The organism is Cohnella herbarum, from assembly GCF_012849095.1.
Lineage (GTDB): Bacteria > Bacillota > Bacilli > Paenibacillales > Paenibacillaceae > Cohnella > Cohnella herbarum.
In genome coordinates, this window is the sequence record NZ_CP051680.1 from 1,046,450 (window position 1) to 1,060,777 (window position 14,328).

13 protein-coding genes are annotated in these 14,328 nt (G+C 47.1%); 9 read left to right on the plus strand and 4 right to left on the minus strand.

All coding sequences use genetic code 11. The features are described 5' to 3' along the window. The first annotated feature begins 79 nt into the window (after positions 1–79). Positions 80–2,161 (plus strand): sensor histidine kinase, encoded by a 2,082-nt coding sequence (locus HH215_RS04380; protein WP_169278798.1) that lies wholly within the window; start codon positions 80–82, stop codon positions 2,159–2,161. An 8-nt stretch (positions 2,162–2,169) separates the two neighbouring features. Here the strand turns inward: HH215_RS04380 and HH215_RS04385 are convergent, their stop codons facing one another. Then, positions 2,170–2,517 carry a helix-turn-helix domain-containing protein gene (locus HH215_RS04385; protein ID WP_169278799.1) on the minus strand — a complete coding sequence of 116 codons (348 nt, stop codon included), beginning with the start codon at positions 2,515–2,517 and terminating at the stop codon, positions 2,170–2,172. Positions 2,518–2,726: 209 nt separating this feature from the next. On the opposite strand from HH215_RS04385, the gene HH215_RS04390 reads away from it, so the two are divergent. After that, on the plus strand, positions 2,727–2,993 hold the full coding sequence (locus tag HH215_RS04390) for a hypothetical protein (RefSeq protein ID WP_169278800.1): 267 nt from the start codon (positions 2,727–2,729) through the stop codon (positions 2,991–2,993). A 103-nt stretch (positions 2,994–3,096) separates the two neighbouring features. Here the strand turns inward: HH215_RS04390 and HH215_RS04395 are convergent, their stop codons facing one another. Then, positions 3,097–3,399 carry a Dabb family protein gene (locus tag HH215_RS04395; protein WP_169278801.1) on the minus strand — a complete coding sequence of 101 codons (303 nt, stop codon included), beginning with the start codon at positions 3,397–3,399 and terminating at the stop codon, positions 3,097–3,099. Positions 3,400–3,697: 298 nt separating this feature from the next. On the opposite strand from HH215_RS04395, the gene HH215_RS04400 reads away from it, so the two are divergent. The 5 genes from HH215_RS04400 to HH215_RS04420 all read left to right on the plus strand — a co-directional run bounded on the left by HH215_RS04400 (position 3,698) and on the right by HH215_RS04420 (position 10,843). Beyond that, complete coding sequence (locus HH215_RS04400; RefSeq protein WP_169278802.1) at positions 3,698–5,485, plus strand: sensor histidine kinase; 1,788 nt, start codon at positions 3,698–3,700, stop codon at positions 5,483–5,485. Further along, positions 5,478–7,034: a response regulator transcription factor gene (locus tag HH215_RS04405; protein WP_169278803.1), complete on the plus strand. Its 1,557-nt coding sequence runs from the start codon at positions 5,478–5,480 to the stop codon at positions 7,032–7,034. The genes HH215_RS04400 and HH215_RS04405 overlap by 8 nt, the downstream gene beginning before the upstream one ends. Positions 7,035–7,147: 113 nt before the next feature. Then, complete coding sequence (locus tag HH215_RS04410; RefSeq protein WP_169278804.1) at positions 7,148–8,104, plus strand: ABC transporter permease; 957 nt, start codon at positions 7,148–7,150, stop codon at positions 8,102–8,104. Between the two features lie 12 nt (positions 8,105–8,116). Continuing rightward, positions 8,117–9,022 (plus strand): carbohydrate ABC transporter permease, encoded by a 906-nt coding sequence (locus HH215_RS04415; RefSeq protein WP_169278805.1) that lies wholly within the window; start codon positions 8,117–8,119, stop codon positions 9,020–9,022. A 75-nt stretch (positions 9,023–9,097) separates the two neighbouring features. After that, entirely contained in the window at positions 9,098–10,843 is a 1,746-nt protein-coding gene (locus HH215_RS04420) for an ABC transporter substrate-binding protein (protein ID WP_169278806.1), read from the plus strand. Positions 10,844–10,915: 72 nt separating this feature from the next. Here HH215_RS04420 and HH215_RS04425 read toward each other — a convergent pair whose 3' ends face one another. Both HH215_RS04425 and HH215_RS04430 read right to left on the minus strand, forming a co-directional pair. Then, positions 10,916–11,131 carry a hypothetical protein gene (locus HH215_RS04425; RefSeq protein WP_169278807.1) on the minus strand — a complete coding sequence of 72 codons (216 nt, stop codon included), beginning with the start codon at positions 11,129–11,131 and terminating at the stop codon, positions 10,916–10,918. A gap of 183 nt (positions 11,132–11,314) precedes the next feature. Further along, positions 11,315–12,013: a hypothetical protein gene (locus HH215_RS04430; protein WP_169278808.1), complete on the minus strand. Its 699-nt coding sequence runs from the start codon at positions 12,011–12,013 to the stop codon at positions 11,315–11,317. Positions 12,014–12,172: 159 nt separating this feature from the next. Here HH215_RS04430 and HH215_RS04435 point away from each other — a divergent pair, with 159 nt between their 5' ends. Continuing rightward, positions 12,173–12,883, plus strand: coding sequence for a response regulator transcription factor (locus HH215_RS04435; RefSeq protein WP_169278809.1), 711 nt, complete (start codon positions 12,173–12,175; stop codon positions 12,881–12,883). 1 nt (position 12,884) lies between these two features. Then, the gene (locus HH215_RS04440; protein WP_169278810.1) at positions 12,885–14,315 is read left to right on the plus strand and encodes a sensor histidine kinase; all 1,431 of its coding nucleotides are present in this window, start codon (positions 12,885–12,887) and stop codon (positions 14,313–14,315) included. Positions 14,316–14,328 lie beyond the last annotated feature (13 nt).

Genomic DNA, 14,328 nt, shown 5'->3' on the forward strand with positions numbered 1-14,328 from the left:
AATCAATGCACCGTTACAATGACGTTCGAATACTTATTGCAGCGGTTGGGTCAAGATGAGCTGAGGAGTGGGGTGCAAGGTGTCCCGAAACGCGTTATCGGCGTCATGGCGGGTGCTGGCCATATTGGTTCTGTGGGCTGTCTCAAGCGGCTGTACGGCTTCAGCGCAAGCGGACAAGCCGATACCTAAAGCGGAGAACGGGATCATCGATCTCAGTTCGTGGTCATGGAAAAAGGACGGCATCGTTCCGCTAAACGGAGAGTGGAGCTTCGAGTGGTTGATAGCTCCAACCAAGCTTGATGGGGAGACGAGCTTCGAGGGGTCTACGCTCGAGGTGCCGGGAATCTGGGGGAATACGAATCCAAGCAACGAAACCGAGCTGAAAAGGCAAGGTTGCGGTAAATACGGCTTAACGATACTGCATAAGAAGCAGAAAGAGATGCTGGCGATACGATTGCCGAATATCTCTACGGCTTATCAATTGCTGATCGACGGCAAAATCGAATTGACTCGCGGAATAGCCGGCCTGAACGGCGGGGATACCGTTCCTTATCAGCTGCCTGCGACCGTATACTTCAACGCGAACGATAACCGTACGGATTTGGAGCTTATCGTAGCCAATTTCGATCATAGGGACGGCGGTATCCGAACAGAGATCGTAATCGGCAATGTAGATCATATTCAGAAGCTTCAGACTAAGCATGCCGCTCAGGAATTAATCGTCTTGGGCTGCTTGATCATGATCGGTTTTTACCACATGGGGCTCTATATTGTCCGACGGAAAGAAGTCGCGAACTTCATGTTCTCGATCTTATGCCTATTCGTCGGAATAAGAATGGGGCTGATGGGCGAAGGGTACGTTTTGCAATGGATCGACGTCATGACCTGGGAGTTTGCCACCCGATTGGAGTATATTTCAATCGTGACGGCAGGGTGGGCTGGCTTTGCTTTTTTTCAATCGATGTATTCCTGCGAGATTAAGCGGATATGGTATAAGCTAAGCAGTTGGATCGCTGCCCTATTGATCATAAGCGTGCTCTTGCTGAAACCGATTACGTTTACTTCGTGGTTGCCGGTGTTTCAGGTCTATATATTAATATTCAGCGCGAAGGCGCTTGTAGGCTTAGTGCTGTCGGCCCACCGCAAGAGGGAAGGGGCATGGCTTTCTTTAATCGGCGTGGCGGGTTTAGTCCTCACGATCGTGAACGACATGCTTATCTATAACGGCTGGTGGATATCCATTGATCTACTGCCATTCGGATTGTTGTTTCTCATCGTTATGAATTCCTTTATCATTTCGTTGAGATTCTCGTTAACGTACGAGCGGGCGGAGCAAATGTCGAGCGAATTGACCGAGTGGAACAACTCTTTGGAGCAGAAGATCGAAGAACGGACGGAAGAATTGCAACGTTCGTACCAGACTTTGGAAGAAGCGAAAGTCGAGTTGGAACGGATGGAGCAATCGCGGACGCAACTCGTAAGTAACATATCCCACGATCTGCGGACGCCGATCACGTTGTTGCAAGGCTACATGGAGGCATTGAAGGACAACGTTATCTCCGAACCGGCGCAACGGGACAATACGATAAAGCTAATGTTATCGAAAGTAGAGGGGCTTAATTCGCTCATTCAGGATTTGTTCGACATTTCCGTTCTGGAGGCGAAGAAAGTCGAACTCACGCTGGAGAACATCCCGCTAGCCGATTGGAAGGAACGTTTGACCGAGCAGTACGAGATGGAGATGCAATCCAAAGGTATCGATTTCTCGTGCGCGCTGGCTCCAGAGGAAACGCTAAGCGAATCAGTCACGATCGACGTTCTCCGAATGGATCGGGTATTCGCGAACCTGCTCTATAACGCCGTGAGGTACACGCCTAACGGCGGGACCATCCGGATTACGATGAGTACGGATTCGGTTCATTCACAGGTTGAGGTGCTAGTCGAAGACAGTGGAGCGGGGATCGAGCCTGGCGACCTGCCCCACATTTTCGATCGGTTCTACAAAAAGGATAAGTCGCGTCATTCGTCCTCGGGAGGAAGCGGGTTAGGCTTATCGATCGCCAAGGAAATCGTGGAATTGCATGGCGGAACCATTAGCGCGTTTAACCCGCAAGAGGGCGGAAGCGCGTTTCGAATCTTGTTGCCGATGACGGCTAAGTAAGGATCAGGCTATCCGCTGTCATTGACTCTGCGTTCTTGGCTCATGAAATCGGTAATGAGATTAATCGATTTTTTCCTTTGCTCGTGATTCATGTGCTGAAATAAAGACAGAATTTCTTTGGCATCCGGCATACCGCCGATTTCGGACTTTGATTTGTGTTGATTGCCTCCTATAATGTAGTCTAATGACACATCGAAGTAGGCAGCCAGTTTAATAAGCGTCTCATAAACCGGTTGTCTATTGTTGATCTCATAATGACTGTATGCCGAACGGGTTATGCCGATATGCCGGGCTACTTCTTCCTGCGAAATCTTGCGGCGAAGCCGCAATTCTCGCAGCCGTTCTCCCATATTCATACGTAATTTCTCCTTGACACCAGATAGAGTATCTAATAGTAATTTATGATACATAATGTATCGTGTCAAGGGGTTAGGAAACGTTTTCTGCTTATTATGATACATTATCTCAGTAATTTAGTCGTTTTCTTCCTCCAAAGATGTCAAGATTGATTAGAGTATTGTAAAATTGGGATACATAATGTATCATGTTTAGGGGGTGAAAGGAAATGAAGGTGAACATCCTTAACGCTAAGATGAGCCAAAGCGAAGATTCAGGTTACGTCGGCCATGTTCAGTTCGAAGTCGAGCAACATAAGCAGCCGTACGAAGTAACGATTCAGAGCAACAACGGCAGAAACAATTGGAGCTACGCGCTGAATTTCAGCAACCAACCGGGAAGCGAAGACGAAATTCAGGCGGTAGACGAACGATTGGAAGAAGACGATGCTTTTTTCGAACAATTCGTTATCGCCGCGACGAATTCAATGCTGTAACGGATGAGATCGCGATAAATGATGCCATGTACATAAAACGCAAAGGGCTGTCCCGTTTTAGATCCCGAAGATCTAAGCGGAACAGCTCTTTGCGTTGCAGGCTTTATTCTTGATAATCGATTTCCAAGAAGTTCTCGACTTCGGATTCCCATCGTTCCTTGACGAATTTCTCGTGCAGAGGGTGGGCGTTATAGGCTTCGAAATCCGCCGCGTTGTCGAATGCCATCGAAAATCCGAACGCGAATTCGTTCTTCGGGCTTGTCTGCCGATATACCTTGAAATCTCTCACAACGGGGATTGAAGATAGAATCGAACGCCCGTCTTCGATGAAGCGGGTTTCTTCTTCCGATCCTTTAGCATGTTTAAGGTTAAAAATAACCGAATGGATCATTTCCTTGTTAGCCACAAAATAAACCTCCCTAATAAATTATTCCTTAATAATTATAGGCGATTTACGAACGGAAATGAATCGATTCAATTACCGGTTTCCCCTGGAACCAAATATGAAATTTTCATATGAAATCATGTCAAATTTTAAAGTGTTTTTTAGGCAGCATGCTGATTTATACTTCTGAGTATATGTTGTGTGATAGGTTTAGCAATAAATAAAATTCATTTTAGGAAGCGCTTACACTTTAGTGGGAATAACGATCTAAATTATTATTAAATGTAATGCTATCTGATGAAAACGGAGCGCTGCCACCATGCATTACTTAATCGGTATTTTCAATAACTGGAAGCTTCGCAATAAGCTTATTCTATCGTTCGTAGTGGTAGTATTCGTTCCTATTACGATAGTCGGAGTATTTCTTACGACAGAACTTCATCACAGAGCGCTTAACAACGCTCTGGAGCAAACGTCGATCAACTTGGAACGGGTTAAGAAAAGAACGACGGAGGTCATTAATGTCGCGTATGACATCTCATACCGTTTATCCTCCGATAATCGATTGATGAATGTGGCAACGAGCGAATACGAAACCGTATACGATGTCGTTAAAGCTTATCAGAACTATCCCGATATTAAGGATCAAATTCGCCTCTACAAAGAAATCTCTAACATCCGTCTCTATATCAGCAATAAAACTTTGCTGGACAATTGGGAATTTATTCAACCTTCCAAATCCGTGATCGAAACCGATTGGTATCAAACCGCGATCAAGAGCAGCGGACTGATTAGCTGGAATTACATCGAGGACGAACGGGACCATCAAAAGTATTTAAGCTTGATTCGCAAAATCGATTTTTTGTCTAAAAACGACTACGGAACGCTCGTTATTAACGTTAACTCCAGAATGCTCGATTCTATTCTGAATCAAGAATCTTACGAGACGATGATCGTGGATCAGAATAACCTTATCGTATCGGCCAACCGGCCAGGGCGAATCGGGAAGACGCTCAAAGAGATCCATTACGACCCCAGCGTGATGGATAAGCAGAACGGAAGCTTTCAAGCCGTCATCGACGGGGAAGCATCGCGGGTTCAGATCGAACCGCTCAATCCGGATTCAAGCTTGAACGGTATACGCATTATTTCCGTCGTCTCCATCAGCAGCATCGTTAAAGACGCCAATTATATTAGCCGGATGGCCGTTATCGTGATATCGATCAGCTTGCTTGTCGCTCTTATTATGATTTACGGTTTCTCGACGCTATTGTCCAAGCGAATGCTTAGATTAAGCAAATACATTACGAAAGCCGCTACCGGGAATTTGGATATCGCCATGGATATCGACGGAAAGGATGAAATCGGTCAGCTATCCAGGCAATTTAACGCTATGGTGTTCAGTATCAACGAGTTGCTTAGCGAGGTGAAGATTTCCAATCATCAGAAGGAGCAACTTCAATCGAAGCAAAACGAAATTAAATTCAAAATGATGGCGAGTCAAATCAATCCGCATTTTCTATTCAACGCGCTGGAATCGATCCGAATGAAAGCTCACTTAAAGGGACAGTCCGATATTTCGAATGTGGTTCGGCTGCTCGGCAAGATGATGAGGAAAAATCTTGAAGCCGGAAATCGGACCGTACCTCTGAGAAATGAAATCGATATGGTTCGGTGCTATTTGGACATTCAAAAATTCCGTTATGAAGATCGTTTGGCTTATGAATTGCGGATTGATCCTCTTGCCGAAGCGGTACCTATACTGCCGCTGATTATCCAGCCATTGGTGGAAAACGCCGTCATTCATGGCCTAGAGGAAAGGGAAGAAGGAGGATTCGTTCGCGTTAAAGCCGTATTGTCCGAGAAATTCGTTGAAGTCGAAGTTTATGACAACGGTGTAGGCATGTCTCGGGAAAGGTTGGAGTCGCTCTTGAAATCCATTGACGACAAGGAAGACGATGAGCTCCATCGGATCGGATTAAGAAACGTCCATATGAGGCTCCAATTGTCTTACGGTTCGGAATACGGGTTAACGATATGGAGCGGCTGGCAGTCGGGGACGAGCATTCGATTTAAGATACCTTTAGGGGGCGGTTTACATGTATAGCGTATTAATTACGGACGACGAACCTACGATTCGCGAAGGCCTGCGGAATTTAATCGAATGGGAAAAATACGGCTTTCAAGTGGCGGACGTGGCTTCGAATAGCAGAGAAGCATTGCAGAAATTTAAGCAGTATGCCCCAAACCTATTGATTATGGACATTCGTATGCCTGGAATGAGCGGATTAGAGCTTATTCAAGCTTTACGCAACTACAGCGATATTCCATTTCACGTATTGATCTTGAGCGGGTATGCCGATTTCGCTTACGCCAAGAAAGCGATTAATTTGCATATCGCCGGCTATCTATTAAAACCTGTGGACGAAGAGGAACTCACCGAACATCTGATTCAGCTGAAAACGGTGCTGGACGCGGAGAGGTCGGATAAACTGAGGGCGGATATGCACGAAGGATCGAAAAAGGAGCTGCTGGTAAAATCCCTGCTGGCGTCAGGAGATCAGGTCGAAGCCGGTCATTATCAAGCAGATGCGGAGACTGCGGAGTTAGTCTGGGACGGTTATGAAATCGTGCTTATTACACTGCAGGGAAGAAACCGTCGAGAAATCGATTCCGCAGGGCGAACGATGTTCAAACAGGCTTGTTCACAACGATTCGACGATGCGGAGAGGGGAATTTCGTTCTGGATGGAGCCCTACTTCTGCTTGATGCTTAAGGAAAATTTACATCACCCTTTGACGAAAAAGAAGATCTACGAAGAGCTTTCGGCATTAGCTCAGGCTCATGATATGACGTTTGCCGCAGCTTCGGGGGGCAGCTTCAAGCAGCTTCACGAAATCGCTCTCTCTTATGAGAAGGCCGCAAAATTGCTGGATTTACGGTTTTTCTATGCTGCCGATCAGTTGATTACGGATGATTTCGCTCCCGTCGGAATCCCGGTTCAGCACGAAAATGAGGAGCCTCTCAACGCTGCATCGATTGTCGACAAGCTTTATTTTGCGATTAAGATCGGTCAAGAAGAGGTTGTGGAGAAGTTGGTTTCGGACTGGGGTCAAACCCTAATCGAGAAGGGGTACTCGGAGGAATCTATCAAGCTGCAATTCACGAAATTGATCACGCTCGTAAGAGGGAGGTTACTGGAGAGCGGCCCCGAGATAGAGGTAAGAAAACAGCCTTTGTCCGAGGGGATTCTCGAGATCTATAAACAATCGCCGTACGACTCCCTTAAACGGTATGTGATTCAACTTCTTAACGGTTTTATGCCTAGCGAAGGAAATGCGAGCATGGAAATTCATATGAAGAAAATGATTGATCTAATCGAACGCAACTCCCATGAGAACCTAAAACTGGACACGTTAGCGGATGTCTTTAATTATAATAGCGCCTACTTGGGCAAGGTGTTCAAGAAGACGACAGGGGAATATTTCAATACTTTTGTCGACAAAGTGAGAATTAGGAAAGCGAAAGAGCTCCTGAATCAAGGGGTTAAAGTGGCTCAGGTGGCAGAGAAGGTCGGCTTTGCGAACGTGGACTATTTTTACAGCAAATTCAGAAAATACGAGGGCGTGTCTCCCTCTTCCTTTCGTAAAAAGTAATGGGTTTCGCTTCGCGATTGTGCAATTTCCATATGAATTCATGTTCAATTATACGGGTTTTGTATGCGCTTTATTTCCGATATCATAAATACATAAAGCAAGGAGGGATCCAGTTGAAAGCGGTAACAACTTCATCGGATTATGTTCCGGTTCGGAAGAAGAAATCTTTCTGGAACGTGTTTGCGCAGCAGAAATACTTGTACCTGATGTCGTTGCCATTCGTTGCTTGGGTATTCGTATTCAGTTATTTGCCGCTATGGGGCTGGACGATGGCCTTTCAGAAATTTAAGCCGGGCATTTCGTTTTTCGACCAGAAGTGGGTAGGGCTGACTTATTTCAAAGAACTGTTTCAGGACGAGCAATTTTATCAGGTGCTGCGCAATACGCTCGCGATGAGCGTCATGGGATTAATAGCCGGGTTCACTATCCCTATCATTTTTGCCATTTTGTTAAACGAGGTCAGACATCAAGTGTTTAAGAGAATTGCCCAGACGATTTCTTATCTTCCTCACTTTGTTTCCTGGGTTGTCGCGGCGGGAATCGTGACGAAAATGCTTTCGACGGACAACGGCATCGTTAACGATGTTTTAATGGGTCTTCATTTGATCAAGGAGCCTATTCAGTTTATGGGAGAAGGCAAATTGTTCTGGGGGATCGTGACCGCTTCCGATATTTGGAAGGAAACGGGGTGGAACGCCATTATCTATCTCGCGGCGATCGCCGGAATCGGCCCGGAGTTGTACGAGGCGGCGAAGGTAGACGGAGCAAGTCGGCTGCAGCAGGTTTGGAACATCACGCTTCCCGGTATCCGGTCCACGATTATCATTCTTGTTATTATTTCGATCGGCCACTTGATAAGTATCGGATTCGAAAGACAGTTTTTGCTAGGCAACAATTTAGTGCGCGACTATTCGCAAACGCTAGACTTATATTCGTTGAATTACGGCTTGGGAATGGGCAGGTACTCGTTCGGTACGGCAATCAATATGTTTAACTCGGTCGTGGCCGTAATACTCCTCTTTACCGCGAACGGATTGTTCAAAAAAATAACAAAAGAAAGCATCTTGTAGGGAGGGGGCCCGATGGGAACGATCAAATTAGCCAGAGGCACGCCATGGACGGATCGCCTTTTCGATATTTTCGTGTACGTCTTCATTCTCTTCGTTACCGTCATTACCTTATATCCGTTTCTGAACGTACTCGCCATCTCGCTTAACGATTCAATCGATAGCGTTCGCGGAGGGATTACGATCTATCCTCGGCAATTTACATTAAAGAATTACGAGACGATATTTGCTTTTTCGGGCTTGATGACCGGCTTGAAAATATCCATTCTGCGCACGGTAATCGGAACTCTTCTCGGATTGATAAGCGCTTCGATGCTCGCTTTTACTTTAAGCAGGGTAGATTTTCAGGGGCGGAAATTCGTGTCCACGTTTCTCGCTCTTACGATGTACGTTTCCGGGGGATTAATCCCGTTCTACATTTTGATTAAAGATCTCCACATGATGGGGACGTTCGCCGTATATGTGCTTCCGGGACTTGTTAGCGCGTTTAATGTGTTCGTCATTCGTTCATTCATCGACGGAATTCCTTACGCATTGCAGGAATCGGCCAAGCTGGACGGCGCGAACGATTTCACGATTTATTGGCGAGTGATCCTGCCTCTCACCAAGCCGGCGCTTGCTACGATAGCCCTCTTCATTGCGGTTGGGCAGTGGAACTCTTGGATCGACACTTATTTGTATAACGGCTCCAAAGATCATCTGACTACGCTGCAATACGAGTTGATGAAAGTCATTCAAAGCACGACAACCAACGTCGATAGCTTCCGAGGCAAGAACTTGACCGAGATGATAGCCCAGGTATCTCCGGAGTCCATCAAGATGGCCATTACCATCGTCGTCACGGTTCCCATCCTCGTCGTCTATCCTTTCCTTCAGAAGTATTTCGTTAAAGGAATGACGTTAGGCGCAGTTAAGAGCTAAGGCGTATTCGTCTCGGTATTCGCAGGCAAGCCCTGTTTATACAATAGAACACAAAAATATGGGAGGGTTTAACGGATGTTCAGACTAAAATCCAAGGCTACTATTTTTCTAACGATTACGTTGCTCGTCGGCCTCATTACCGGATGTAGCGGCAATAACAAAGCTACGAACGAGGTCCAGTCCGATACGGGCACGAAGACGGAAACAAACGCGAACTCGGCTGAAGCGAGCGAACAACCCGCAGAGGAAGATTTAAGCCCGGTTACGTTTACCTACTTCGGCGAAGACCCGAATCCGAACTGGAACAATATGCAAGATGACGTAAGCAAGGAAATTACGAGAAGAACGGGCGTAACGTTGGATGCCGAATTCGCTGTTGGAGACCCTGCTCAGAAAGTAGCGCTAATTGCGACAAGCGGAGAATACCCGGACATTATCGCGGCGAAAGGCGATATCGGCAAACTGGTCGACGCGGGTGCCGTTCTCGATCTGACCGACCTCATCGATAAGCATGCTCCGAATATTAAAAAGGTACTCGGCGAGTACATGGTTCGCGCCAAATACACGAATGCCGACCAATCGATCTACGCGATTCCGACTTGGGCAGCGGTCAAAGAAGAAAAATTCGTAGCAGGCGGCGGATTCGAGCTTCAGCATCGCGTCGTCAAGGAAGCGGGTTACCCTGAAATTCGGACTGTGCAGGACTACGAAAACGTTATCAAAGCTTACTTGGAGAAACATCCGACGGATGAGAACGGCAACAAGAACATCGGAGTATCCTTAAACGCGGACGATTGGCATATGTACATTTCCGTTACGAATCCGGCGGTTGCTACGACCGGAGCTTCCGATGACGGAGAATACTACATCGATCAAGAGACCTTCGAAGTTACTTATCACTTCCGTCGTCCGGAGGAGAAAGAATATTTCCGCTGGTTGAATCACATGAATGATATTGGCCTGCTGGATAAAGAGAGCTTCGTTCAGAAGTACGATCAATACAAAGCCAAAGTCGCGACGGGTCGCGTTCTTGGTCTCATCGACCAAGATTGGGATTATAATGACGCTCAGCAAGCCTTGAAAACGGCTGGTAAATTCGATCAAACCTATGGTCACTATCCGGTTACGATGTCGAAAGATATCAAAGAACCGTCGTTCTGGCCAACCGGATTTATGGGCGGTTACGGAATTGCTATTTCCAGTAAGGCTAAAGATCCGGTTCGTATTATTAAATTCCTCGACTTCTTGGCTTCCGACGAAGGTCAAATTCTGAATAACTGGGGAATCGAAGGCAAACACTACGTCGTCGAAAACGGAAAACGCGTCGTTCCGGCAGAGGTGCAAGACCGTATAAACAATGACAATATTGCGTTCACGAAAGAAACGGGTATCGGCTTCTACTGGAATATGATGGCTCACTACGGCGATGGCGCCAAAGACGAAACGGGCAACTATTACACGAAAAACTTCCCTGAGCAATTGGTTATCGGCTATAGCGACGTAGAGAAGGAGACGCTTGCCGCTTACAATGCAACGACTTGGAAAGATTTATTCCCGAAAGAGAGCGAATTCAAAGTTAAAGCCTACGGCGCGGCATGGAATATCTCGATTCCCGGCGAGGACGAAGTATCTATACTGGCGAATAAGATGAAGGACATTACATGGAAGCGAATTCCCGAAGCAATCCTGGCTAAACCAGAAAACTTCGACAAAATTTGGGATGATTACATGAAGGATCTGGATAAAGCCGGAGTTGAAAAAATGGAAGACGGCTATGAGAAATACGTCAAAGACCGCGTTGAGCTGTGGAGTTCGAAATAAAATATTTTTCCAATAAGCCGGAGCTGACTCAAAAGCGCGATCTTTTGAGCAGCTTCTTTCTTTTGTCCGGGCCTAATCATCCGTTACTCGGTGAGCTAAAACTACCGTATTCATGAGAGCAAAGGGTTTATTGACTTTCGCGATATGCTTTTCCGTTGCTCCCATCTTCGTTACGTATTGCTTGACCATGGGGCCGTTCGCAGCGCTGGCGAAATAAATCGGCGTAGCGACAGCGAAGAGCAACAATGCTGAAATCGCGATATTTCTGAACCGGGTAACTGAATTCATATATGATCAACTCCATTTGGATTATTTGGTTGGTATGTCCTATAGGATCAAGTCTAACCCCTAACGATGGCACAACATTGGTTCAAATGTGGAATAATAATGGCAAACTGTCGACGGTTGAAGGGAACAACGCGAAAACCGCCCTGCCTATAGGCAGAGCGGGAGCGGAAGAAATTCGTTATGTTATTGTTTCGCGACCTCATCTTTGTAAGCTTGCAGGAGATCCGCAAGCACAGGTTTAATCGTGGCGGCATCCTTTGATTCCAAGGCTTTAGACAAAGCGACCTGGCCGGAGAAAATCGGGCTGCTATCGGTTGCGGAAACTGCGGCAGCGCTAGCTGTATTGAGTTTTATAGCGTCTATGCGCGTAGCTTTGGTACCCACTGTGCTGCCTGTGGTGTTTTTGGACAACGTAATGGTTACATCGGAACCAGGAGCGGGTTTAATTGAAGGTAATTCTTTGATTTCATATTGTCCGAGATCGATTTTTTCCATGCTTACGCTTGCCGCTGTTGCTTTAACGGAATCGACGACTTTAATCTCATTCGCGACGTTATCGGAAAGTTTAATCGTGCCCTTGGCATCGACTAAGGATATAGTTCTGCCTTCGCTTATTTTATTCAGCTTGTTGTATTTGTCCAACGTGACTTTCCAATCTTCCAGCGTCTCGGGAGCGTAAAGTCGTGCGGCTTCCAACGGATCGGCGAATTGAATCGTTTTAAGCGCTGGAACGAGTTTTGCGACTTTATCCGTTTTAATCGTAGCGGCGGGCAGAACATCGGCCATCGGATTGCTTGCGGCATTGGCGAAAGCCGGTGCGGCGATGGCGGACATCAGCATGGTGGACATAGCGATTCTCTTGAACATGGTCGTGTTTTTCATTTTACAACATCTCCTCTTGGGCTTGGTTTGTCTTACAAGATTCAGTCTATTGCCCAACGATGGCACAACATTGGTTGAATTGTGGAAAATCGATGGCAAGCCCCAGCTGCGCCCATACGCTTGTTATAATAGGCTTAGAATTAAGCTGGAGGTTAACTCATGAACAACTATTTAATAGCGGTCGTGGACGACGATCGGAATATACGCGAGTTAGTGGAAGCCTATTTGAGCAAAGAGAATTACCGTACGGTCGGATTAGAAAGCGCGGAAGAAGCTTTAAGGCAGTGGCACGATGATCCGCCGGATATGTGGGTACTCGATGTCATGCTACCGGGAATGGACGGGTACGAATTTTGTAAAAGAATCCGCAGCGAAGCGGAGGTTCCGATCATTATGATATCCGCGCGCGACAACGAGGTCGATAAGATCCTCGGCCTGGAACTGGGTAGCGATGATTATTTGGTCAAGCCGTTCAGCCCTCGCGAATTGGTTGCCCGGGTTAAACGCCATCTGCAACGGTGGTACAAGTCTCGCGGCTCCGAGGAGAACGCCCAAGAGCTGCAATCTTCCCCTCGAATCGAGGTCGGCCAGCTTGAATTGATCGTCGAGGAGAGACGAGTCCGTTGGCTCGGAGAAGAGGTTGAAGTCACTAGCAAGGAATTCTCGTTGCTTAAGATGTTCGCCGAGCGTCCGAATCGGGCGTTCACGAGAGATGAGATTCTCATTCTGGTATGGGGCGACGATTATTTCGGCAGCGACCGGGCGGTGGATCACCTCGTTAAGCGGATTCGCAAAAAAATGGACGATCTTCCTATAGAGTCGGTGTGGGGACACGGGTATCGATTACGGAACGAAGGAGGCGAACAGTAGCATGAAGCTGGCTCACCAGATTAATTTGGCTTTCGGAGTGTTGATCGCGCTCGTTATCGCGGTAACGGCGATCATTAACCATTACGTGCTGTTGGATCATTTCGTCGGCGTACAGAAACAAGAAATGCAGGCGATAGGCGCACAAATGACGGCCAGTCTGAAATCCGTAGATCTAGAGAAAAGCGAGCAAACTACGATCGCGACCTTTCAGGATATTCAACCGGTCGTAGCGAATAACGTCGAGGCGATATTAACGGATAAACAAGGCAACGTCGTTTACGGGAATGTGCCCACGAAAGCAGCGACGCTGACTCGGATACCGATTTCTAAATTAACGGTCTCTCAGAATAACGCCGTTCAGATTGACTCGGACCAAACGATCGGAGCACGTGAGCTCATAGAAGGGAAAGACAGCCGGTACGTCGTTTCGGCGACGGCCATTCCGCAAGGGACGTTGACGTTATATTCTCCGATGAGCAAGATCAACGCGATAGAACAAGCTTTGCTCGGAAGGCTGCTGATCGTTCTATGCGTTTCGGGAGCGATCGTATATATCATGAGCCTACTGATAACGAACAAGCTCATTAAGCCGTTAATGAAACTAAGGGGAGAGCTGAAGAAAGTCGAGAGCAGGCAGTTTTCGGAAGTACGGTTGGTTAAGGCCGGAGGAGAGATCGGTGCGGTGGCGCAAACCGTCTATGATCTGGCAGGAGAGCTAGATCGGTATAATCAGGCGCAAAAGCAGTTTTTCCAAAATGCTTCGCATGAACTGAAGACGCCTCTCATGTCGATCGCGGGTTATGCCGAAGGCATACGGGACGGCGTATTCGAAGGCGAGGGCGCAACGAAAGGGTTAAACGTTATCTTAAGCGAAAGCGGCAGATTGAAAAATATCGTAACGGAAATGACCTTGCTGGCGAAGCTGGACAGCGAAGAGGATATTTTTCAACTGTCGGAAGTGGACGTGCGCGATCTGTTAACGGAAACTCGCGAGAGAGTTAATCCGCTGCTTCTCAAGAAAGGTCTCGAGATGCAGATACAATATGGAGGTAAGCAAAAGGAAGAAAATCAATCGCCGATGAACATTTGGGCCGATCGGGATAAAATCTCACAAGCGTTACTGAATGTCGTATCGAATGCTTCGCGTTATGCTAGAGAACGGATAATCGTTGACGTAGCGATAGAACACGACGATATCCGAATTTCGATAACCGACGACGGGGCAGGATTCTCGCCCGCTCTGTTGCCTTATTTATTCCATCGCTTCGTGAAGGGAAAAGACGGAGAGACGGGGTTAGGTCTTGCGATCTCTCGGGCGATCGTGGAGCGTTGCCGCGGACGGATTGCGGCGAGCAATCGCAAAGAAGGCGGGGCCGTGATTACGATGGCTTTTCCTTTCGGAGGCGCGAAGAGCTCCTTGCAGCACATTTGATAGGAAGGCTGCC

What these genes read in the sequence shown, in the direction of transcription:
- HH215_RS04435 (WP_169278809.1), top strand. Translation starts at nt 12,173, where the DNA reads ATGAACAACTATTTAATAGCGGTCGTGGACGACGATCGGAATATACGC.
- HH215_RS04420 (WP_169278806.1), top strand. Translation starts at nt 9,098, where the DNA reads ATGTTCAGACTAAAATCCAAGGCTACTATTTTTCTAACGATTACGTTG.
- HH215_RS04425 (WP_169278807.1), bottom strand. Translation starts at nt 11,131, where the DNA reads ATGAATTCAGTTACCCGGTTCAGAAATATCGCGATTTCAGCATTGTTG.
- HH215_RS04400 (WP_169278802.1), top strand. Translation starts at nt 3,698, where the DNA reads ATGCATTACTTAATCGGTATTTTCAATAACTGGAAGCTTCGCAATAAG.
- HH215_RS04385 (WP_169278799.1), bottom strand. Translation starts at nt 2,517, where the DNA reads ATGAATATGGGAGAACGGCTGCGAGAATTGCGGCTTCGCCGCAAGATT.
- HH215_RS04430 (WP_169278808.1), bottom strand. Translation starts at nt 12,013, where the DNA reads ATGAAAAACACGACCATGTTCAAGAGAATCGCTATGTCCACCATGCTG.
- HH215_RS04440 (WP_169278810.1), top strand. Translation starts at nt 12,885, where the DNA reads ATGAAGCTGGCTCACCAGATTAATTTGGCTTTCGGAGTGTTGATCGCG.
- HH215_RS04390 (WP_169278800.1), top strand. Translation starts at nt 2,727, where the DNA reads ATGAAGGTGAACATCCTTAACGCTAAGATGAGCCAAAGCGAAGATTCA.
- HH215_RS04415 (WP_169278805.1), top strand. Translation starts at nt 8,117, where the DNA reads ATGGGAACGATCAAATTAGCCAGAGGCACGCCATGGACGGATCGCCTT.
- HH215_RS04405 (WP_169278803.1), top strand. Translation starts at nt 5,478, where the DNA reads ATGTATAGCGTATTAATTACGGACGACGAACCTACGATTCGCGAAGGC.